General features: G+C 36.1%; 20 protein-coding genes and 2 other annotated features. Of the genes, 15 read left to right on the top strand and 5 right to left on the bottom strand.

Going from position 1 to position 21000, the window contains the following annotated elements; genetic code table 11:
* Window positions 1-155: 155 nt before the first annotated feature.
* Window positions 156-692, bottom strand: coding sequence for a peptide-methionine (S)-S-oxide reductase MsrA (msrA, locus tag NSQ69_RS09275; RefSeq protein ID WP_002126778.1), 537 nt, complete (start codon window positions 690-692; stop codon window positions 156-158).
* A gap of 90 nt (window positions 693-782) precedes the next feature.
* On the bottom strand, window positions 783-1541 hold the full coding sequence (locus NSQ69_RS09280; protein WP_002126779.1) for an SDR family oxidoreductase: 759 nt from the start codon (window positions 1539-1541) through the stop codon (window positions 783-785).
* 258 nt (window positions 1542-1799) lie between these two features.
* Window positions 1800-2045, top strand: a binding site (T-box leader).
* 67 nt (window positions 2046-2112) lie between these two features.
* Window positions 2113-2351, top strand: a binding site (T-box leader).
* 151 nt (window positions 2352-2502) lie between these two features.
* Here NSQ69_RS09280 and ilvE point away from each other — a divergent pair.
* Genes ilvE through ilvA form a run of 6 tightly spaced genes read left to right on the top strand, consistent with a single transcriptional unit; the run spans window position 2503 to window position 9404 of the window.
* Window positions 2503-3402 carry a branched-chain-amino-acid transaminase gene (gene ilvE / locus NSQ69_RS09285; protein WP_078203077.1) on the top strand — a complete coding sequence of 300 codons (900 nt, stop codon included), beginning with the start codon at window positions 2503-2505 and terminating at the stop codon, window positions 3400-3402.
* Between the two features lie 22 nt (window positions 3403-3424).
* Window positions 3425-5140, top strand: coding sequence for an acetolactate synthase large subunit (gene ilvB / locus NSQ69_RS09290; protein ID WP_002126786.1), 1716 nt, complete (start codon window positions 3425-3427; stop codon window positions 5138-5140).
* On the top strand, window positions 5137-5367 hold the full coding sequence (locus NSQ69_RS09295) for an ACT domain-containing protein (protein ID WP_002126787.1): 231 nt from the start codon (window positions 5137-5139) through the stop codon (window positions 5365-5367). The genes ilvB and NSQ69_RS09295 overlap by 4 nt, the downstream gene beginning before the upstream one ends.
* Before the next feature lie 14 nt (window positions 5368-5381).
* Window positions 5382-6389 carry a ketol-acid reductoisomerase gene (gene ilvC / locus NSQ69_RS09300; RefSeq protein WP_002126790.1) on the top strand — a complete coding sequence of 336 codons (1008 nt, stop codon included), beginning with the start codon at window positions 5382-5384 and terminating at the stop codon, window positions 6387-6389.
* Window positions 6390-6435: 46 nt separating this feature from the next.
* Window positions 6436-8109, top strand: coding sequence for a dihydroxy-acid dehydratase (gene ilvD, locus NSQ69_RS09305; protein WP_002012150.1), 1674 nt, complete (start codon window positions 6436-6438; stop codon window positions 8107-8109).
* Between the two features lie 32 nt (window positions 8110-8141).
* Window positions 8142-9404: a threonine ammonia-lyase IlvA gene (gene ilvA / locus NSQ69_RS09310; RefSeq protein WP_341099196.1), complete on the top strand. Its 1263-nt coding sequence runs from the start codon at window positions 8142-8144 to the stop codon at window positions 9402-9404.
* A 99-nt stretch (window positions 9405-9503) separates the two neighbouring features.
* Here ilvA and NSQ69_RS09315 read toward each other — a convergent pair whose 3' ends face one another.
* Both NSQ69_RS09315 and NSQ69_RS09320 read right to left on the bottom strand, forming a co-directional pair.
* Window positions 9504-9731, bottom strand: coding sequence for a hypothetical protein (locus NSQ69_RS09315; protein ID WP_012260734.1), 228 nt, complete (start codon window positions 9729-9731; stop codon window positions 9504-9506).
* 52 nt (window positions 9732-9783) lie between these two features.
* Entirely contained in the window at window positions 9784-10887 is a 1104-nt protein-coding gene (locus NSQ69_RS09320) for a CapA family protein (protein ID WP_002126792.1), read from the bottom strand.
* A 213-nt stretch (window positions 10888-11100) separates the two neighbouring features.
* Between NSQ69_RS09320 and NSQ69_RS09325 the strand changes: the two genes are divergently transcribed.
* The 3 genes from NSQ69_RS09325 to NSQ69_RS09335 all read left to right on the top strand — a co-directional run bounded on the left by NSQ69_RS09325 (window position 11101) and on the right by NSQ69_RS09335 (window position 14032).
* The gene (locus tag NSQ69_RS09325) at window positions 11101-11820 is read left to right on the top strand and encodes a DUF554 domain-containing protein (RefSeq protein WP_000236011.1); all 720 of its coding nucleotides are present in this window, start codon (window positions 11101-11103) and stop codon (window positions 11818-11820) included.
* A gap of 14 nt (window positions 11821-11834) precedes the next feature.
* Window positions 11835-12701 (top strand): GNAT family N-acetyltransferase, encoded by an 867-nt coding sequence (locus tag NSQ69_RS09330; protein ID WP_002126793.1) that lies wholly within the window; start codon window positions 11835-11837, stop codon window positions 12699-12701.
* A 116-nt stretch (window positions 12702-12817) separates the two neighbouring features.
* A complete protein-coding gene (locus tag NSQ69_RS09335; RefSeq protein WP_002086285.1) occupies window positions 12818-14032 on the top strand; it encodes a multidrug efflux MFS transporter in 1215 nt (404 codons plus the stop codon).
* Between the two features lie 55 nt (window positions 14033-14087).
* On the opposite strand, the gene NSQ69_RS09340 is transcribed toward NSQ69_RS09335, so the two are convergent.
* Window positions 14088-14849 carry a DODA-type extradiol aromatic ring-opening family dioxygenase gene (locus NSQ69_RS09340; protein ID WP_002012144.1) on the bottom strand — a complete coding sequence of 254 codons (762 nt, stop codon included), beginning with the start codon at window positions 14847-14849 and terminating at the stop codon, window positions 14088-14090.
* 209 nt (window positions 14850-15058) lie between these two features.
* Here NSQ69_RS09340 and NSQ69_RS09345 point away from each other — a divergent pair, with 209 nt between their 5' ends.
* From NSQ69_RS09345 to NSQ69_RS09375, 6 genes are all read left to right on the top strand, one after another.
* Window positions 15059-15982 carry an alpha/beta fold hydrolase gene (locus tag NSQ69_RS09345; RefSeq protein ID WP_002086283.1) on the top strand — a complete coding sequence of 308 codons (924 nt, stop codon included), beginning with the start codon at window positions 15059-15061 and terminating at the stop codon, window positions 15980-15982.
* A 56-nt stretch (window positions 15983-16038) separates the two neighbouring features.
* The gene (locus NSQ69_RS09350) at window positions 16039-16644 is read left to right on the top strand and encodes a pentapeptide repeat-containing protein (protein ID WP_002031189.1); all 606 of its coding nucleotides are present in this window, start codon (window positions 16039-16041) and stop codon (window positions 16642-16644) included.
* Between the two features lie 122 nt (window positions 16645-16766).
* A complete protein-coding gene (locus NSQ69_RS09355) occupies window positions 16767-17126 on the top strand; it encodes a YunG family protein (protein WP_002086281.1) in 360 nt (119 codons plus the stop codon).
* Between the two features lie 53 nt (window positions 17127-17179).
* Window positions 17180-18505 (top strand): bifunctional S-methyl-5'-thioadenosine deaminase/S-adenosylhomocysteine deaminase, encoded by a 1326-nt coding sequence (locus NSQ69_RS09360; protein ID WP_002086280.1) that lies wholly within the window; start codon window positions 17180-17182, stop codon window positions 18503-18505.
* A 155-nt stretch (window positions 18506-18660) separates the two neighbouring features.
* Complete coding sequence (locus NSQ69_RS09365) at window positions 18661-20289, top strand: peptide ABC transporter substrate-binding protein (RefSeq protein WP_078203080.1); 1629 nt, start codon at window positions 18661-18663, stop codon at window positions 20287-20289.
* Window positions 20290-20732: 443 nt separating this feature from the next.
* A complete protein-coding gene (locus tag NSQ69_RS09375) occupies window positions 20733-20942 on the top strand; it encodes a hypothetical protein (RefSeq protein ID WP_033730373.1) in 210 nt (69 codons plus the stop codon).
* Window positions 20943-21000 lie beyond the last annotated feature (58 nt).

Below are 21000 nucleotides of genomic sequence, written 5' to 3' on the forward strand. Positions count from 1 at the left end.
AATCTCAATAAATCGTTAGTACTATTATTCTATTCTAGGAGTAATTATGGCGTAAGATATGTAGGAAATGATCAAACGTGAATTTGCTGAATAAGAATCCTTTTTCAAAGATAAAAACGCATCGCACTTTAAAAAGAAAGCACGATGCGTTTTTATTATTTTTTTTGCCAATTTTCTTTTATAAAGTCTTCACGGCCAGATTCTTTTTGCTCGTTAGCATATTTCTCTGGATTCTTTTTATAGAAATGTTGGTGGTACTCTTCTGCTTCATAAAAAGGTGCAGCAGGAAGAATTTCAGTCACAATAGGATCTTTAAACATACCGCTTTCTGCTAGAGTTTGCTTCGATTTTTCTGCAAGCTCTTTTTGTGTTTCATTATGATAAAAAATTGCTGTGCGGTAAGAGGGACCACGGTCAAAGAATTGTCCGCCATCATCAGTTGGATCGATTTGCGGCCAATATAAATCTAGTAATTTTTGATAAGGAAAAATAGAAGGATCGAATGTAATTTGTACAACTTCTAAATGTCCAGATGTTCCAGTCTTTACTTGTTCGTATGTTGGGTTTTCTACATGACCACCTGCATAGCCGGAAAGTACTTTTTGAATACCGGGAAGCTCATCAAATGGTTTTACCATGCACCAAAAACAACCGCCTGCGAAGGTTGCGAGTTCGTATGTTTTTTCAGACATTGCTGTAATCCTCCTAAATGTATATGTTTTATATAGTATTATATAAATTGTTTTATTGCGCAATAAAAAAGATTTGAAAATATATGTTTTTTATAAACAAGATCCTCCGCTAACATCAATTAATTGTCCAGTAACCCAGCGGCTGTCTGGAGAAGCAAGAAAAGCAGCAGTATCGGCAATATCTTCTACTTCACCTAAGCGATTGAAGGCGGAAATAGTAGTAGCGTACTGTTTCATCATTGGGTCGCTCAATAGTTCTGCGTTCATATCTGTTTTAATAAAGCCTGGAAGTATTGCATTTACTGTTATTCCTCGTGCTCCGAGTTGTTTTGCAAGCGTGAAAGTCATCGTGTTAATTGCACCTTTCGTCATACTATATGCAACGAAATCAGGCAAAGAAATGCGGGTGGCAGCTGATGAAATATTAATAATTCGGCTATTATCACGTAAACGTGGTAGTGCTTGTTGAATGATAAAGAATGGTGCTTTTGCATTTACTGAAACCATTCTATCAAAAAATTGTTCAGTCGTTTCTTCAATAAAAGCACCAGGACCGATTCCAGCGTTGTTTATTAAAATATCAAATTGTGTTCCACCAGTTCTTTTTTGTAATTCGTTATCTAAAGAAATATACAGGTTGTCTACACCGTGTAAAGATTCAAGATTTGCACCGATAGAAAAAGCTAATCCGCCATTTGATTGAATTTCATGAACAGTTTCTTCAGCATCTTCTTTTCGATTTCCATAATGAACAGCAACTAATGCACCGTCGTTTGCTAACCGTTTTGCGATAGCACGCCCAATTCCTCGGCTTGCTCCTGTAACTAATGCTATTTTTCCTTTTAGCATAGTTTTCTCATCTCCTCATAAATTTTATATGTTTTTAAGTTGTTTTTCTTTATGTAGTAATGCGAACATACTTAAGTAATATATGAGTATGTGTAAGAAGTTCATTCCGATTTTGTTTTGAGAAAAAATAAATAGATTTCTAGTGAATAGAATGAATTTTAATTTTTTTCTAAAAACATGTTGACAATGAAAAGAACCGCGTCCTATAATACGTGTAACAAATAAAAGTGAATTAAGAATTTTCTAACTTTATATGTTGTATATGCAAAGAAGAGGAAAGTAGATGATTATGGTCGTTTCAGAGAGCTACTCCTAGGCTGAGAGAGTAGTAGCAATCGAATCATTGAAGATCACCTCGGAGCATCGCTTGCGAAAGGGAAACTGAGTAGAGGGCGGCGGCATCGTCTCCGGTAAAAGGACGGAGGTCTGATTGGACCTATGAAGCTTATATTTCGTGAGAAGTATAAGGAAGCTGAGTGGTAACGCGAAACTCTCGCCTCAGCAATCAAAGCTACTAATTTGTAGTAGTTGATTGCTGAGGCGAGAGTTTTTATTTTAAAAAATAGAATAAAAGAATGCGAGGAAGAGGAGAGTAAATGATAAAGATTGTTTCAGAGAGCCGCCCAAAGGCTGTGAGGGTGGTAACAATTGAATCATTGAAAATCACCTCGGAGCACTGCTTTTGAAGTTAGTAAAAAGTAGCGGAGTTGTTTCCGATAGAAAAACAAAAGTCTAATTGGACTTGCAGAGCTTATATTTCGTGAGAAGTGTAAGGAAGCTGAGTGGTACCACGAGTCTCTCGTCTCAGCAATGGATTGCTACAAGTGTGTAAGTAATCGATTGTTGAGACGAGTATATTTTTAAGGTTAGTATACTGAATATTCTGTTAAAAATACTCATCTCAGCAATCGATATAGAAATAGATTGCAAAAACAGAGATAAAACAGAGGAGCGATGTGAGATGGGAAACCAGTCCATCTATATGAATGGGGAATTTGTAGAGAAAGAAAAGGCAGTTATTTCAGTATATGATCACGGTTTTTTATACGGAGACGGTGTATTTGAAGGGATTCGTAGTTACGGAGGAAATGTATTTTGTTTAAAAGAACATGTGAAACGATTATATGAATCGGCGAAATCTATTTTACTTACAATTCCAATGACGGTAGATGAAATGGAAGAAGCAGTTGTACAAACATTGCAAAAAAATGAATACACGGATGCCTACATTCGATTAATTGTTTCAAGAGGAAAAGGTGACTTAGGGCTCGATCCGAGAAGCTGTGTGAAACCGAGCGTAATTATCATTGCAGAACAATTAAAGTTATTCCCTCAGGAATTTTATGATAATGGACTAAGCGTTGTGTCTGTTGCATCAAGACGTAATACGCCAGACGCATTAGACCCACGCATTAAGTCAATGAACTATTTAAATAACGTGCTTGTAAAAATTGAAGCGGCACAAGCGGGAGTGCTAGAGGCTCTTATGTTAAATCAACAAGGATATGTTTGTGAAGGGTCTGGAGATAATGTTTTCATTGTGAAAGATGGAAAAGTGTTAACACCTCCTTCGTACTTAGGGGCGCTAGAAGGTATTACGAGAAATAGTGTGATTGAGTTATGTGAGCGTCTAAGTATTCCATGTGAGGAAAGGCCATTTACTCGCCATGACGTATATGTAGCAGATGAAGTGTTTTTAACAGGAACTGCAGCGGAACTAATTCCTGTAGTGAAAGTAGATTCAAGAGAAATTGGAGATGGAAAACCAGGAGATGTAACAAAAAGATTAACCGAAGAATTTAAAAAATTAACGAGAGAAAGAGGAGTACGTGTTCCAGGATTGGCGGCAAGTTTAGCGTAAATAGGGAGAGGAGTTAATTAAAATGGAGGAACAGTATACAGCATGTGATGAACTGCAGAGTGAAGAAGCTACAGGTGCTGGACACGTTATTCAATGTTTGAAGAAATTAGGTGTAACGACCGTTTTCGGTTATCCAGGCGGAGCGATTTTACCAATATACGATGCGTTATACGAAAGTGGTTTAAAGCACGTGTTAACTCGTCATGAACAAGCTGCAATTCATGCAGCGGAAGGATATGCGAGAGCTTCTGGAAAGGTTGGGGTAGTCTTTGCTACCTCTGGCCCAGGGGCGACGAATTTAGTTACGGGTTTAGCAGATGCTTATATGGATTCGATTCCTTTAGTTGTCATTACAGGGCAAGTTGCAACGCCTTTAATTGGTAAAGACGGATTTCAAGAAGCGGATGTTGTCGGAATTACAGTACCTGTTACGAAGCATAATTACCAAGTTCGTGATGTAAATCATTTATCACGAACTGTGCAAGAAGCTTTTTACATCGCCGAAAGCGGGCGACCGGGACCGGTATTAATCGATATTCCAAAAGATGTTCAAAATGCAAATGTAATATGTTTCTTTAATGAAGAAGTGGAGATTCCAGGATATAAACCAGAACCTTTGTCAGACAGTTTGAAACTGAGGGAGGTAGCAAAATCAATTTCAAAAGCAAAACGCCCACTCCTTTATATCGGGGGAGGCGTCATTCATTCAGGCGGATCTGAAGAACTCATCAAGTTTGCGAGGGAGAATCGTATTCCAGTCGTTTCAACTTTAATGGGACTGGGTGCATATCCGCCGGGAGATCCGTTGTTTTTAGGAATGCTCGGTATGCATGGAACGTACACTGCAAATATGGCAGTAACAGAATGTGACTTATTACTGGCGTTAGGTGTTCGTTTCGATGATCGTGTAACAGGAAAATTAGAACTTTTTTCTCCGCATTCGAAAAAAGTACATATTGATATTGATCCTTCTGAGTTCCATAAAAATGTAACTGTAGAGCATCCGATTGTTGGTGATGTGAAAAAGGCGCTACATATGCTATTACATATGTCTATTTATTCACAAACAGATGAATGGCTTCAGAAAGTGAAGAAATGGCAAGAAGAATATCCACTTTCATATAAGCAAAAAGAATTTGAGTTAAAACCACAGCATGTTATCAACTTAGTAAGTGAATTAACGAATGGTGAAGCGATTGTCACGACAGAGGTAGGACAGCATCAAATGTGGGCTGCTCACTTTTATAAAGCGAGAAAACCACGGACTTTCCTAACATCAGGGGGATTAGGGACGATGGGATTTGGTTTTCCAGCAGCAATTGGTGCTCAGCTTGCAAAAGAAGAAGAACTTGTCATCTGTATTGCTGGTGATGCTTCTTTCCAAATGAACATTCAAGAGCTGCAAACAATTGCTGAAAATAATATTCCTGTCAAAGTATTCATCATAAACAACAAATTTTTAGGAATGGTAAGGCAATGGCAAGAAATGTTTTATGAAAACCGTTTGTCGGAATCGAGAATTGGGTCACCAGATTTTGTGAAAGTAGCAGAAGCTTATGGTGTAAAAGGGCTAAGAGCAACAAATTCGTTTGAGGCGAAAAAGGTAATGCTAGAAGCATTTTCTCATGAAGGTCCTGTCGTAGTTGACTTTTGTGTAGAAGAAGGTGAGAACGTTTTTCCGATGGTTCCGCCAAACAAAGGGAATAACGAAATGATTATGAAGAGGTGGGAAGAATGAGTCATACTTTTTCATTAGTTATTCATAACGATCCGAGCGTCTTATTACGTATAAGCGGAATTTTTGCTCGGCGTGGTTATTATATTTCTTCTTTAAGCTTAAACGAAAGAGATACAAGTGGTGTTTCTGAAGTGAAACTAACAGCAGTTTGTACTGAAAATGAAGCAACGTTACTTGTTAGTCAGTTGAAAAAATTAATCAATGTACTGCAAGTAAATAAATTATAAGGAGTGTATGGAATATGAAAACTTATTATGAGAAAGATGCAAATTTAGAGCTATTAAAAGGGAAAACAGTTGCGGTAGTCGGATATGGATCTCAAGGTCATGCACAAGCACAAAATTTACGAGATTCTGGTGTGGAAGTTGTAGTTGGTGTTCGCCCTGGTAAGTCATATGAAGTAGCAAAAGCTGATGGATTTGAAGTAATGTCTGTTTCAGAAGCGGTTCGAACCGCACAAGTTGTACAAATGTTATTGCCGGATGAACAACAAGCGTATGTATATAAAACAGAAGTAGAAGAGAATCTTCGTGAAGGACAAATGTTACTTTTCTCACATGGTTTTAATATTCACTTCGGACAAATTAATCCGCCAAGTTACGTAGATGTAGCGATGGTCGCGCCGAAAAGTCCAGGTCATCTCGTTCGCCGTGTATTCCAAGAAGGAAATGGTGTCCCAGCATTAGTCGCAGTGCATCAAGATGCAACGGGAACAGCATTAAGTGTAGCACTAGCGTATGCAAAAGGTGTAGGTTGTACACGTGCAGGTGTAATTGAAACGACATTCCAAGAAGAAACAGAGACAGACTTATTCGGTGAGCAAGCAGTACTTTGCGGAGGAGTAACAGCACTTGTGAAAGCTGGTTTTGAAACGTTAACGGAAGGTGGATATCGTCCTGAAATTGCATACTTTGAATGTTTGCATGAATTAAAGTTAATTGTTGATTTAATGTACGAAGGCGGATTAACGAGTATGCGTCATTCTATTTCAGATACGGCAGAGTTTGGAGATTATGTAACAGGATCGAGAATTGTTACAGATGAAACGAAGAAGGAAATGAAACGTGTTCTTACAGAAATTCAGCAAGGTGAATTTGCGAAGAAATGGATTTTAGAAAATCAAGCAGGGCGTCCAACGTATAGTGCGATGAAAAAAGCAGAACAAAATCATCAGCTAGAAAAAGTAGGAGCAGAGCTTCGTGAAATGATGAGCTGGATTCATGCACCGAAAGAATTAGTAAAGAAATAGATTAATAGAGTATAAGTGAAAAATATGTAAGAGGGGATTTGACAAGATGAGAAGTGACATGATTAAAAAAGGTTTTGATAAAGCTCCGCATCGTAGTTTATTAAAAGCAACTGGTTTAAAAGATGAAGATTTTGATAAACCATTCATAGCAATTTGTAATTCTTTTATTGAAATTATTCCAGGTCATAAGCACTTAAATGAGTTTGGGAAACTTGTTAAAGAAGCAGTACGTGCAGCAGGCATGGTTCCATTTGAATTTAATACAATTGGAGTAGATGACGGTATTGCGATGGGTCATATCGGTATGCGTTATTCGCTTCCGAGTCGTGAAATCATTGCAGATTCAGTAGAAACGGTTGTAAATGCACACTGGTTTGACGGAATGATTTGTATTCCAAACTGTGACAAAATTACACCAGGTATGATGATGGCTGCACTTCGAATAAACATTCCAACTGTTTTCGTTTCAGGTGGTCCGATGGCAGCGGGGAAAACATCTAAAGGGGAAGTTGTCGATTTAAGTTCTGTTTTTGAAGGGGTAGGAGCCTATCAATCTGGGAAAATTTCAGAAGAAGAATTAAAGGATATTGAAGATCATGGCTGTCCATCTTGTGGTTCTTGTTCCGGTATGTTTACAGCGAACTCTATGAACTGTTTATGTGAAGTGTTAGGTTTAGCTCTTCCTGGAAACGGGAGTATTTTAGCGATTGATCCAAGACGTGAGGAGTTAATTAAACAAGCAGCAGAAAAATTAAAAATTTTAATTGAAAGAGATATTAAACCACGCGACATTGTAACAGAAGAAGCAATTGATGATGCGTTTGCACTTGATATGGCGATGGGTGGATCAACGAATACAGTATTACACACGTTAGCACTCGCACAAGAGGCGGGGTTAGATTACGATATGAACCGCATTGATGCAGTTTCAAGACGTGTACCGCATTTATGTAAAGTAAGTCCAGCTTCTAATTGGCATATGGAAGATATCGATCGCGCAGGCGGGATTAGTGCAATTTTGAAAGAGATGAGCCGAAAAGAAGGGGTACTTCACCTTGATCGTATAACTGCTACTGGGCAAACATTAAGAGAAAATATTGCTCATGCAGAGATTCAAGATAAGGAAGTTATTCATTCTCTAGAAAATCCTCATAGTGAAGAAGGAGGATTACGTATATTAAAAGGAAACCTTGCGAAAGACGGAGCGGTTATTAAAAGCGGAGCAACAGAAGTAAAACGATTTGAAGGACCTTGCGTTATTTTTAATTCACAAGATGAGGCGCTTGCCGGCATAATGCTTGGGAAAGTTAAGAAAGGAGATGTAGTTGTTATTCGCTATGAAGGACCAAGAGGCGGACCTGGTATGCCGGAAATGTTAGCACCAACATCAGCAATTGCTGGTATGGGATTAGGAGCAGATGTTGCACTTTTAACTGATGGTCGCTTCTCTGGTGCTTCACGTGGTATTTCGGTAGGGCATATTTCACCAGAAGCAGCAGCTGGCGGAACGATTGCACTTCTTGAACAAGGAGATATTGTATGTATTGATGTTGAGGAACGCTTGTTAGAAGTGAGAGTTAGTGATGAGGAATTAGAGAAGCGTAAAAAAGGGTGGAAACGACCAGAACCAAAAGTGAAAACTGGGTGGCTTGGACGTTATGCACAAATGGTAACATCGGCGAATACAGGTGCAGTTCTGAAAATCCCGAATTTTGATTGAGCCAATATAAAAAGAGATAAGGATGATATAAAATGGTGCAAAATGTAAAGGAGAGAGTGAAAATTGAAGATATCTTAATGGCTCATAATTACATGAAAGATATCGTTATTAAAACACCGTTACAACGAGATTCAGTTTTATCTGAGAAATATGAATGTGACGTATATGTTAAGCGAGAAGATTTACAAGTTATTCGTTCTTTCAAAATTCGTGGTGCGTATAATTTAATTCAAAGTTTACCGAAAGAAAAGTTACAAAATGGTGTTGTTTGTGCAAGTGCTGGTAATCATGCACAAGGAGTTGCTTATACGTGTAATTTATTGAAGATTCCGTCAAAAATTTTCATGCCGACAACGACACCTAAGCAAAAAGTATCACAAGTTGAATTTTTCGGTGGTGATTTCGCAGACATTGTATTAGTTGGTGATACATTTGATAGTTCTTTCCAAGAGGCGCAGCGCTATTGTGTAGAAAATAGGATGACATTTGTACATCCGTTTGATGATCCGTATGTCGTTGCTGGTCAAGGAACAGTCGCTGTTGAAATTATGCATGATATGGAGAAACCAGTTGATTATATATTTACAGCAATTGGCGGTGGTGGATTAGCATCTGGTATTGGTACATATGTAAAGGGGGTTAGTCCTACTACAAAGGTAATCGGTGTAGAACCGATGGGAGCTGCATCTATGAAAGAAGCTTTTCTTCAAAATGAAAATGTTGCATTAGAAAAGATTGATAGTTTTGTTGATGGAGCAGCTGTTAAGAAGGTAGGAAAGTTAACTTTTGAAACATGTAAAGATGTAATTGATGATATTGTTTTAGTACCGGAGGGAAAGGTTTGTACAACGATTTTAGAACTGTATAAGAAAAATGCGATTGTAGCAGAGCCAGCTGGTGCGCTTTCTATTGCGGCACTTGATCTATACAGAGATGAAATAAAGGGAAAAACAGTTGTATGCACGTTAAGTGGTGGAAATAATGATATTGATAGAATGCAAGAAATGAAAGAACGATCCCTTATTCATGAAGGATTAAAGCACTATTTCATCATTGAATTTCCGCAACGTTCAGGAGCACTACGAGAGTTTCTTGATAAAGGATTAGGACCGGAAGATGATATTACTCGCTTTGAGTATATTAAGAAACATAATAAAGAAAATGGTCCAGCTTTAGTGGGGGTAGAATTAAAGCATAAGGAAGACTATGAAGCTTTAATTACTCGTTTTCAAGAAAATAACATTCAATTCGTGGAGCTTAATAAAAATCCTGTGCTGTTTGATTTACTTATTTAATAAAAGAAAAGAGTTAACATACAATTCTACTTGAAATAAAAAAGGTAGATACAAGCGGAGGGAAATCCTGCTTGTTCTATCTTTTTTATTCTTTGAAAGTTAAACGAAATACGCTCCATATTCAAGAAGGATAAAGCTAGTTAACCAAAAAAGTATTGCAATACGAATGATTACATACATTGTAAATTCAAAGGGAGTAAGTTTTCTCTCTCGCTTTATTTTTCTTAGAAGTCTAACAGAAAAAAATGAACATAAAAGCAGGATCGCTATAGATATTTTATACACGTTTTCTAACAGACTTATATTTTCTAATAAGTTTTTCAGCATATTCATCACCTATCCCGTAATGTATGTTACAGAGAAATGAATCTCGTGCTGTTTAGTTGCGTTTGTTTATTATTTTCCCAGTGTCATCAATTTCTACATCAGTTGAAACCGTTTGTAAATATTGCAGTGCTTTTTTCTTTTCTTCTTCATTTACAGGAGAAACTTGGTTGTTGCGAATGATGTAAGGATTGAATGACATTTGGACATCCTTACCTTTAAAGGTTAAAGTTAATACGCCTGTTTCGGCACTCTTTCCATTTACATAATTAGGGAATAAAAAGTTTCCTAACGAGTATGCGATAGGAACTTTATTGTAATACTCAAATCCTTGTAACCAATGCGGGTGACTTCCAACGATTGCATCAGCACCCGCCTCTACCATTTTCGGAACATATTGTTTCTGGTATTCTATTGGGCGATTAGATTTTTCGACGCCCCAATGCATATAGACGATTACATAATCAGCATCTTTCTTTTGCTCTTGAATCGTTTTTGTTACAAGATCTAGGTCATATCCGTTTGCAACGCCGGGTTTATTGTCACCAGCTACCCAATTAAAGTTGGGCATAAAGCGTACAAAGGAAAGAAATTTAAACTTTTTTCCTTTTACAGTTAGTTCACGAGCAGTATAAGCATCTTCAGCATTTTTTCCGGCTCCAGTGTAAGGTAGTTTTAATTTTTCGACGTGAGAAATGGTGTCTAGTAGTCCATCTTGCCCATAATCAAGCGTATGGTTATTGCCAATGTTCACGATGTCATATCCGGTGTTTTTAATGGCTTGTAGTGTGGATGGATCACTTTTAATCCAAAATTGTTGCCCAGGTACTTTTTTTTCTCTCGTTGTAAATGCTGACTCTAAATTAACAAAAGAAATATCAGCTTTCGTTATTTCTTCTTTTACGTGTTGGAATGGATAATCAGCCCCATTTTTTTCGATTACGGGACGTAATTGCCAATCGAACATTGTATCACCAGAGAAGGTGAGTGTGATTTCAGGGTCTTCGGTTTTCTTTTCGCTTTTTGAAGCTGTTTTACTAGATTTGTTTTGCATATCAGGTTTGTCTTTCGCTTTTGAAATAAAAGAGTAGTTGATTAATAAAACAATTGGTGTAATGAAAAAGGCTATTAACAGAAATCGTTTTAGTAAAGTTTTCATAAATACCTTCCCTTTTGAGTTTATCCCGCAATTAGATTAACAATGAATCTACTAAAGGCAATCGGTCTTTGTATAGTTACAAAAAAATAGCGGGTTATGTAGTGAAAAACGTTTGTTAATATTCACAATATTACGTTAACATATAGGTAACCTGTAAATCAATGTATAAACCAAAATATAGAAATAAAGAATTCGAAGGGTGAAGAATGAGAAATGGTTATATTAGGAGCAGTTGTAAATGGGATTTGTATTATATTTGGTACTTTACTTGGTAAATTATTTAGTGCGATTCCAGAAAGTATGAAGGGAACAATTATGCATGCAATTGGTTTAGCGGTTACTGTACTTGGACTTCAAATGGCGTTAAAAAGTGAAAATTTTCTTGTTGTCATACTAAGTTTAGTTATTGGTACGGTAATCGGAGAATGGCTACAATTAGAAGAAAGGTTAAAACTGTTAGGGGATTGGCTAGAAAATAAAGTTGGATCGAAAGGGAAAGGGAGCATATCAGAAGGCTTTGTAACAGCCACGCTTATTTTTGCAATCGGAGCGATGGGGATACTTGGTGCATTGGACAGTGGGATTCGCGGAAATCATGATATTTTATTTACAAAGGCGATTATCGATGGATTCATTTCTATTATATTAACGACAACTCTAGGAATTGGCGTAGTATTTTCAGCGATTCCAGTGATTTTATATGAGGGAGGTATTGCAGTTTTTGCAACACAAATTAATAGTTTTGTTCCAAAAGAATTAATGAATCAATTTATAGTGGAAATGACGGCTACTGGCGGTATTATGATATTCGCAATCGGATTAAACTTACTTGGATTTATTAAAATTAAAGTGGCAAATTTACTTCCAGGCATATTAATGGTTGGAGTAATTGTTTCTATTATATACGGTTATGGTTTGATAATAAGTCATTAGGGGAAGGGATATAGATGATGGAATTCCAATTTACAAAACGTGCATATAAAATATTGGAGATTGCAGCAGAAGAGGCTGAGTGTAGTAAAGGTATTATCCATCCAGTTCATCTATTTATAGGAGCTTGTAAGGAAGGTACTGGAGTTTGCGCGGAGTTACATATGTATTTATTTCACACGGTGGGTATGGATTTTTTAGCAAAGATATCGTTACTCCAACAATATTATGCAAATGAAATAGAATACATAAATGTTGGGGAGTTTAAAGTTTCAAATAAGACGATAGAAGTTTTAAAAGTAGCGAAGAAACGGATGGAACGTTTTCAGCAAATAGTAATAAATGAAGGGCATGTTTTATATGCAATTTTTCAAGGGGATACAGTTATTGATAAGGTTATAAGTGAAAAGATGAAAAAAGATCTATTGCAAATTACATCTGAACCAAGAGACTTGACGGTTGCATTAACAATATTTGATCCTATTTGTAATAGTTTAAGCTGTAATATTAGAAAAGCGATCTCTTCTGATTTTGAAAAGTTGGCACGTTTTGTTAAGGATGAATTTGGTGAGCGTTGGTTAAAATCTTTAGATTATGGATTTCGGACATATAAAGAAGAGTTACCTATTTTTATTGCTGAACAAGGAGGAGAAATCATTGGTTTCGCTTGTTACGATGTTGTGAGAGGAAAGAAAGGGTTGTTTGGCCCGATGGGTACAGCGAAACATAATCGTGTGAACGGTGTTGGGAAGACGTTATTGAATCATTGTTTATATAACATGAAGAAAAGCGGATATGAGTATGCAATTATAGGACAAGCAGGTCCGATTGAGTTTTACGAGCGATGCTGTAATGCACGTTTAATACCCATAGGAGATAATTAACTCTATCCCTTTGCAAAGAATGCAAAGGGATAGAGTTTTATTATGTATAAAGCAAATTACTAAACTTTTTCTAGAAAACGGTGTAGAATGGGTATCGAATGAAAGAAGGTGTGAAAATGGCCAGCTGGAAACGAAATTTAATGATTTGTTGGCTAGGTTGTTTTACCACTGCAGCCGGTATGAGTTTAGTAATTCCTTTTTTATCTTTTTATATTGAGGAATTAGGGGTGACCGGCACTTCTAGTATTGCACAGTGGTCGGGACTTGCATTTGGTGTGACATTTTTAATGGGTGCGATCGTATCACCAATATGGGGCAAGCTTGGTGATATACATGGTCGGAAATTGATGCTTATACGTGCGAGCCTTGGTATGGCGATAATTATGACGCTTATGGGGTTTGTGACAGATGTGTATCAATTAGTCGCACTTCGGTTTTTAATGGGATCGGTATCAGGTTTCCTTTCTACAGCGATGACACTTATTGCTGCAGAAACTCCGCAAGAACATTCAGGTTGGGCAATTTCTACAATCTCAACTGGAGGCGTGAGCGGTTCATTACTTGGGCCGATACTCGGAGGTTATTTGTCAGAGTTAATCGGAATGCGCCATGTTTTTCTAGTTACAGGAGCTTTCTTATTCCTGTCCTTTCTTATCGTCTTTTTCTTCTTACATGAGGAGAAACATTCTGCTAAAGAAAAAAAGGCACAGCCGAAAAAAGTATGGACGATGGTCCCTGCAAAACATTTAATAATAAGTTTATTTGTAGCAACGTTTATTATTCAGCTTGCAAATATGTCGATTCAACCTATTATTACGTTGTACGTAAAGCATTTGGCAGGACCAGGAACAGATCATATTGAAATGCTTGCAGGTGCAGTCATGTCTGCGACAGGATTAGCAGTTATTTTAGCAGCTCCTAAGCTAGGAAGATTATCAGATCATATTGGACCTCAAAAAACGTTAGTTGTAGCGTTGTTTGCTGCAGGAATTATTTTTATTCCGCAAGCATTTGTAACCTCAGCTTGGCAACTATTAATTCTTCGCTTTTTATTAGGTATTGCACAAGCAGGACTATTACCTTCCGTACAAACTCTACTAAAACAACATACGCCAACCCATGTAACGGGACGAATATTTGGATATAATCAATCGTTTCAGTTTTTAGGAAATATGATTGGGCCAGTACTTGGTGGACAAATTGCAGCTCATGCAGGCTTCCAATATGTTTTCTTCTCTACATCATCACTATTATTTATTGCGTGCATTTGGGTTTATTTTCATAGTAAGAACGAAGAGGTATCAGAGAAACGACATTTGGAAGTTAGTTAACTATGTGAATGAAAAACAGAAAAAGGATGAAGCAATATTGCTTCATCCTTTTTCATTAAAATTGAAGGCAAAGATAACTTAATGTACCAAGCTCGTAGCTACGGTGAATGACCGTACCGTCGTTCTCACCACTACCCATCGCGATAAATAGAGGAACAAAATGTTCCGCTCTTGGTACAGCTAATTGTGCATGAGGAGCATTTCTTTCCCAGTTAAACAATGCATCTTTATCGCTAGTATGCATATGATTTATAATCCAATCATCAAATTCAATCGCCCATTGTTCCGGAGTTGTTTCATTCCATTTTAATGCTCGTAAATTATGAACAGTAACTCCGCTGCCGATTACTAAAATATCTTCTTGTCCAAGTCCTTTTAGTGCTTCTCCAATTTCAAATTGTTCTTTTGCAGGAAGGAATGGATTTACTGATATTTGTACGACAGGAATATTGGCTTCTGGGTACATACGATGCAGGAGTGTCCATGAGCCATGATCTAAACCTCTCGTCATATTATGATGGACTGGAATGCCTTTGTTTTTAAATTTTGTTTCTAGCATAGACGCAATGCTAGAAGAGCCTTTCGCATGATATTTGATTTCGTATAACTCAGGAGGAAAACCTCCAAAGTCATAAATTGTTTCATATACTTCATCTGAAGAGGAGATCGTTAATACTTCACTTTCCCAGTGAGCGGTAAAAATAACAATAGCTTTCGGTTTATATGTTTCTCCAAGTGTCTTTAAAAAGCGTGTATAGTCTGTATCTTGAATAGCAAGCATAGGTGATCCATGTGCTAAAAATAGTGAGGGCATCATGATTAAAACCTCCTAAAAATATATTAATTACTTAATGTAAGTAACTATATAATTTTATTTTAAATTCGTCAAGATAATAGTTTAATATGTAATCGGAAAAATAGATCATTTGTCATAATGAAAGCAATTGAATATAATACATAATAAGAATAATGAATGTTTATTCATTATAAAAAAAGATATACATAATAGATTTGGAGGCTGTCGGAATGAGCATACAGGAAAATTTCGTTACGGCATTGGATAAATCGGAAATTTACTTGCGTAAATGGTTACCAGAAGGAAATCCGCGGGGAATTGTTCAAATTGCACATGGTATGACAGAACATGCAGGTGTTTATACAGAATTTATTGATGCTTTATTAGAAGCAGGATATGGTGTTTATGCTCATGATCATAAAGGGCATGGAAAAACAGTGAAAAGGGAAGAAGACTATGGTCATTTTGAACCAAATGTAGGTTGGAATCAGGCTGTGTCTGATGTTATCTTTGTTTCGGAAATGATAAAAGAAGAGCAGACATGCCCGTTATTTTTACTTGGACATAGTATGGGTTCTTTTTTATCAAGACGTGCTGTACAACTTAAAGGTGAATTATATGATGGATTCCTTATTTCAGGAACTGGTGGAAATCCAGGGCTTTTAGGAAGTATCGGTCATAAAGTAGCGACAATTGAGATGAAACTTCGCGGAAAGAAAACGAAAAGTCCGATGCTGAACTTCTTATCTTTCGGAAACTTCAACTCACACTTTAAGCCAAATCGTACGAAATTTGATTGGTTATCTTCAGATATTCATCAAGTTGATAAGTATATTGCGGATCCGTTATGTGGATTCATTTGCACGACTAGTTTTTACCGAGAATTGTTTCATGGAGTTCTAGAAGTAAATAAAATAGAAGAATACAAGAAGACACCAAAAAATCTTCCAATACATATATTCTCTGGTGATCGTGATCCTGTTGGGGATATGGGGAAAGGTGTAAAAGAAGTATACGAAAACTATAAAAAATGTGGTGTGAAAGATGTAACACTTCGTTTATATGAAAATGGTAGACATGAAATGTTCCATGAAGTGAATAGAGAAGATGTATTTCAAGATTTGATTTCATGGTTAGATGAGCATATTGTATAAGAAGAAACCTCACTTCATGCTGAAGTGAGGTTTTTTGAAAAATTGGAGGATTGATTATGAGTGAATTTGTAAATAAAGAATATGTAGAAATAGATTTTCAAGATGTCTGGATAAAAGACGAGGAATTGAAAAATTGTACCTTCATAAAATGCCGTTTTAGAGGGATAGATGCATCAGAAGTTTTTACTAAAAATTGTAATTTCATAGAATGTGATTTTACTGGTACTCTTTTTAATGCTTCTATCCATCAAGGAACTACGTTTGCTAATTGTAGGTTTTTTGGTGCGAATTTATTTGTATCTAAGTTTGAAGAATGTAAAATGACTGGTTCGGATTTCGAAGAGGCGAATTTAGACGGAATAACAATTATATCAGGCGATTGGTCATATACGAATTTAAGGTTTGCGAACTTAAGTAAACAAATGTTAAAGGGTATTCGTTTAATTGAAGCTGACCTATATGAATGTAATTTAGAAAAAGCAGATTTGCGTGAAGCGGATTTAACGGGCGCACAATTAGGTAAGGTGAAACTTAGTGGGGCGGATTTAAGAGGAGCTGTAGTTGATAGAGTTGATTTTAAAGCTTTTGATTTAAAAAACGTGAAATTAGATATAGCGCAGGCGGTTGCAGTTGCGAGATGTTATGGAGCAAAGGTGAATTAAATCATTTGTAACACCGTTCAATATATTGAACGGTGTTACAAATAGTAATGATTTTTAAAAATTGCCTTTTACTGCTTTTATAATATGATGTGTGAAATTGCTAATGTCAGGAGATGCTGAATATGGATAGCATAAAGATTAAACAACTATATGAAGCATTAAGAAAATCTTGGTCAATAGAAACGAGTTCTAAGTGGACGAGCGAAAGCCCAGCAAAGGGACAATGTGGTGTAACGGCCCTTATTGTCCAAGAATTGTGCGGGGGAGAGATAATAAAGACGAAGATAGGTGAAGTATGGCATTTCTACAATAAAGTAGATGGGAAAAGGTATGATTTTACTAGGACCCAATTTCATGAAACATTAAACTATATGGACATGAAGTCGAGCCGTGAAGAAGCATTTGCAGATACAAATGAAAAACAATATAGCATTTTGAAGGAAAAGACAACGAAAGAATTAAAATTATCTTTTGACTCTTAATCTTCAATAAGTTACTATAATGGTGGTAACTAATTAAAGGGAACTTCATAGAGTTGAAAGGGGAAATACTTTTGAAAACAACTTATGTAAACGCTACAATTGCAACGATGAATGAACAAAATGAAGTGATAGAAAATGGATATATCATTGTAGAAAATGATCAAATTATAGATATAAATAGCGGAGAATTCGCTAACGATTTTGAAGTAGATGAAGTAATTGACATGAAAGGAAAGTGGGTTTTACCAGGGCTTGTCAATACACATACACATGTTGTTATGAGCCTTTTGAGAGGTATCGGAGATGATATGTTATTGCAGCCATGGCTTGAGACGAGAATTTGGCCACTTGAAAGTCAGTTTACGCCAGAGCTTGCGGTCGCTAGCACGGAATTAGGATTACTTGAAATGGTGAAAAGTGGTACAACATCATTCTCTGATATGTTTAATCCTATTGGAGTAGACCAAGATGCAATTATGGAAACGGTATCAAGGAGTGGAATGCGTGCTGCTGTTTCAAGAACTTTATTTAGCTTCGGAACGAAAGACGATGAAAAGAAAGCAATTGAAGAAGCTGAGAAATATGTGAAGCGTTACTATAACGAAAGTGGTATGTTAACTACGATGGTTGCACCACATAGTCCATATACATGTTCCACAGAACTGTTAGAAGAGTGTGCTCGTATTGCAGTAGAAAATCAAACGATGGTTCATATTCATCTTTCTGAAACAGAGCGTGAAGTACGTGATATTGAAGCACAGTATGGGAAGCGTCCAGTAGAATATGCAGCAAGTTGCGGATTGTTTAAACGCCCAACAGTTATTGCACACGGTGTAGTATTAAATGAAAATGAGCGTGCATTTTTAGCAGAACATGATGTTCGAGTAGCTCATAACCCAAATAGTAATTTAAAACTAGGTTCTGGTATAGCGAATGTAAAAGCGATGCTAGAAGCAGGAATAAAAGTAGGAATTGCAACAGATAGTGTGGCGTCTAACAACAATTTAGATATGTTTGAAGAAATGCGCATTGCAACATTATTACAAAAAGGTATTCATCAAGATGCAACAGCGTTACCAGTTGAAACAGCTCTTACACTTGCGACTAAAGGAGCTGCTGAAGTAATCGGGATGAAACAAACGGGCTCACTTGAGGTTGGAAAGTGTGCTGATTTTATTACGATTGACCCATCTAATAAGCCGCATTTACAACCGGCAGATGAAGTGTTATCACATCTTGTGTATGCAGCTAGTGGAAAAGATATAAGCGATGTAATTATTAATGGTAAACGTGTCGTTTGGAATGGTGAATGTAAAACATTAGATGAAGAGCGTATTATATTTGAAGCAAGTCGTTATAAACGAGGTTTACAAAGATAGGTAATTATATATCAGTTGAGAAAGCTATCCTTTTTTAAAAGGATAGCTTTTTTCTTGAACGAATAAATATTCAAAAGAATGTCGCATCTTTCTGTTAGTATTTCTGCTATAATATATAACGCTTTATAATATTTTATACTTAAGGAGAACAACTCATGAAGCGAAAAAAGAGCCATTTAATAGTAATGGCACTTGTTACAACTTTATTATTAGCAGCTTGTAATAATAAAGCGAATAAAAGTGACACAGAGGCAAAAAAACAAGTATTAAATGTAACGGTATCAGAAGAAATTCCTTCTCTTGATACTACAAAAACGATGGATGGTACATCAGCGCACGTTATGCAAAACATATTTGAAGGGTTATATGTATTAGATGATCAAGATCAGCCTATTCCAGCAGTAGCAAAATCGTTTGAAAGAAGTGAAGATGGTAAAAAATATACATTTGATTTGCGTAAAGATGCAAAATGGTCAAATGGAGACAGTGTAACAGCCAATGATTTTATGTTTGCGTGGAGACGGGCGGTAAGTCATGAAACAGCGTCTCAATATGCGTATATGCTCTTTTACGTGAAAAATGCGAAAGAGATAAATAAGGGAACAATGCCTCTTGATGAACTTGGGGTTAAAGTTATAAATGATTATAAGTTAGAAGTGGAACTAGAACAGCCAATTCCGTATTTTTTACAGTTGTTAGCGTTACCTATATACTTACCACAGCACGAATCATTTTTAAAAGAACAAGGAAAGAATTATGCATTGGAACCTAGTAATCTCATATATAACGGTCCATTTGTATTAGAGAAGTGGAAGCATGAACAAGAGTTTCAATTAAAGAAGAATGCTACATATTGGGATCAAAAGAAAGTGAAATTAGACGAGATAAACTTTCAAATTGTAAAGGATACAATGACAGTTGTTAACTTATACCAAGCTGGTGATTTGGATCGAGTGCCTATTAATTCTCAATTTGTAGACAAGTATAAAGGGAATAAAGAATTACATATGTCGAGCGATCCTGGGATTGCTATGCTCCGTTTTAATGAAAAAAATAATGCGTTAGCAAATAAGAAAGTACGTCAATCTATTTCATTAGCGTTAAATAAGAAGGATTTTGTTACTCACTTTATTAATAACGGGGCAAAACCTGCAAGTGGACTTGTACCAGTTGGTCATGTAAACGAAGAGACTGGTCAAGATTTTAGAAAAGAAAACGGAGATCTTTCTCCATATGATTTGCAAAATGCAAAAAAGATTTGGGAAGAAGCGAAGAAAGAACTGGGAGTAGACGAAGTAAAACTCGAATTTTTAACATATGAACAAGATAATGCAAAACGTATGGCAGAATATATAAAAGGTGACTTAGAAAAGCATTTGCAAGGATTAACGATACAAATTAAACAACAACCATTTAAGCAAAAATTACAGTTAGAACAAACAGGAGATTACGATATATCTATGGCAAATTGGGGACCTGACTATAAAGACCCAATTAGTTATTTAGAACTATTTACGACGGATAATCCGAATAACAAAATGAATTATTCTAACCTTCACTACGATGAATTAATAAAGAAAGCGAAAAGCGATCTAGTACTAGATCAGAATAAAAGATGGGAAGCATTACAAGAGGCCGAGCGAATTCTGCTAGAGGATGCTGCAGTTGCACCGCTTTATCAAATGGGATCAGCTTACGTACAAAAGGATTATGTAAAAGGAATTGAGAAGCATCAATTTGGTGGTGTTTATACGTATAAGAATGCTTATATCGCTAATGAATAAATACAAAAAACCTTACTTTTTAAAAAGTAAGGTTTTTTTAAAGAGTACATGGAATAAGGGAATACAGTACAAATCAGCATACAAACAATCTCTTGTTGTAACTATGTTTGTTTTTAATTATATAAAAAATATTAGATTATATATTTTGTCATTGATATACTTAAAAGGTAATTGAGGTATTAAGATGAATCGATAGAGATGTTTGTGTAGAATTATTTGAGTATTATAAAAATAAGGGAGCTTAAGTGTTTGATTTGAACGGGGCTTTTTCTATATGAATTAATTGGTATGTATAATACTTGGGGATATTAATTTGGGAATCTCGGGGGATCCTTTGAAGTTAGAAAAAGCAGAGTCAAATTCCATGTACCATTAGGTCCTGGTGTAGGTTTATGGGGATTTGGTTTAGAAGTTAATGTTAAGGAATAAAGGGGATAATTAGTATGAATAAGAAAGTAAAAAGATTTAAATATTTTATGGTTGTATTAGCCTGTATTGCAATTTTTGGTACAATTTTACCTAATGCATTAGATTCAAATGAAACATTAGCAGGTAAAATTTCAATTGCAGTTTTTGGCATAGTTGGTACTTGTTTATTATTTTCTATTACTTATTTTATTATAAAAACAGCTATTTTAAGAGGTGGGAAATAAGATGGTACAAAATTTAGAGTTAGAATTTTAATTCATATACATAAAAAAGGAGAATTTC

It is taken from the genome of Bacillus sp. FSL R10-2201 (genome assembly GCF_038008665.1).
Classification (GTDB): Bacteria; Bacillota; Bacilli; order Bacillales; family Bacillaceae_G; genus Bacillus_A; species Bacillus_A mycoides.

Bases quoted from the DNA above. Each gene is read 5' to 3' on its own strand.
- msrA (WP_002126778.1), bottom strand. From the start codon at position 692: ATGTCTGAAAAAACATACGAACTCGCAACCTTCGCAGGCGGTTGTTTT.
- NSQ69_RS09280 (WP_002126779.1), bottom strand. From the start codon at position 1,541: ATGCTAAAAGGAAAAATAGCATTAGTTACAGGAGCAAGCCGAGGAATT.
- ilvE (WP_078203077.1), top strand. From the start codon at position 2,503: ATGGGAAACCAGTCCATCTATATGAATGGGGAATTTGTAGAGAAAGAA.
- ilvB (WP_002126786.1), top strand. From the start codon at position 3,425: ATGGAGGAACAGTATACAGCATGTGATGAACTGCAGAGTGAAGAAGCT.
- NSQ69_RS09295 (WP_002126787.1), top strand. From the start codon at position 5,137: ATGAGTCATACTTTTTCATTAGTTATTCATAACGATCCGAGCGTCTTA.
- ilvC (WP_002126790.1), top strand. From the start codon at position 5,382: ATGAAAACTTATTATGAGAAAGATGCAAATTTAGAGCTATTAAAAGGG.
- ilvD (WP_002012150.1), top strand. From the start codon at position 6,436: ATGAGAAGTGACATGATTAAAAAAGGTTTTGATAAAGCTCCGCATCGT.
- ilvA (WP_341099196.1), top strand. From the start codon at position 8,142: ATGGTGCAAAATGTAAAGGAGAGAGTGAAAATTGAAGATATCTTAATG.
- NSQ69_RS09315 (WP_012260734.1), bottom strand. From the start codon at position 9,731: ATGCTGAAAAACTTATTAGAAAATATAAGTCTGTTAGAAAACGTGTAT.
- NSQ69_RS09320 (WP_002126792.1), bottom strand. From the start codon at position 10,887: ATGAAAACTTTACTAAAACGATTTCTGTTAATAGCCTTTTTCATTACA.
- NSQ69_RS09325 (WP_000236011.1), top strand. From the start codon at position 11,101: ATGGTTATATTAGGAGCAGTTGTAAATGGGATTTGTATTATATTTGGT.
- NSQ69_RS09330 (WP_002126793.1), top strand. From the start codon at position 11,835: ATGATGGAATTCCAATTTACAAAACGTGCATATAAAATATTGGAGATT.
- NSQ69_RS09335 (WP_002086285.1), top strand. From the start codon at position 12,818: ATGGCCAGCTGGAAACGAAATTTAATGATTTGTTGGCTAGGTTGTTTT.
- NSQ69_RS09340 (WP_002012144.1), bottom strand. From the start codon at position 14,849: ATGATGCCCTCACTATTTTTAGCACATGGATCACCTATGCTTGCTATT.
- NSQ69_RS09345 (WP_002086283.1), top strand. From the start codon at position 15,059: ATGAGCATACAGGAAAATTTCGTTACGGCATTGGATAAATCGGAAATT.
- NSQ69_RS09350 (WP_002031189.1), top strand. From the start codon at position 16,039: ATGAGTGAATTTGTAAATAAAGAATATGTAGAAATAGATTTTCAAGAT.
- NSQ69_RS09355 (WP_002086281.1), top strand. From the start codon at position 16,767: ATGGATAGCATAAAGATTAAACAACTATATGAAGCATTAAGAAAATCT.
- NSQ69_RS09365 (WP_078203080.1), top strand. From the start codon at position 18,661: ATGAAGCGAAAAAAGAGCCATTTAATAGTAATGGCACTTGTTACAACT.
- NSQ69_RS09375 (WP_033730373.1), top strand. From the start codon at position 20,733: ATGAATAAGAAAGTAAAAAGATTTAAATATTTTATGGTTGTATTAGCC.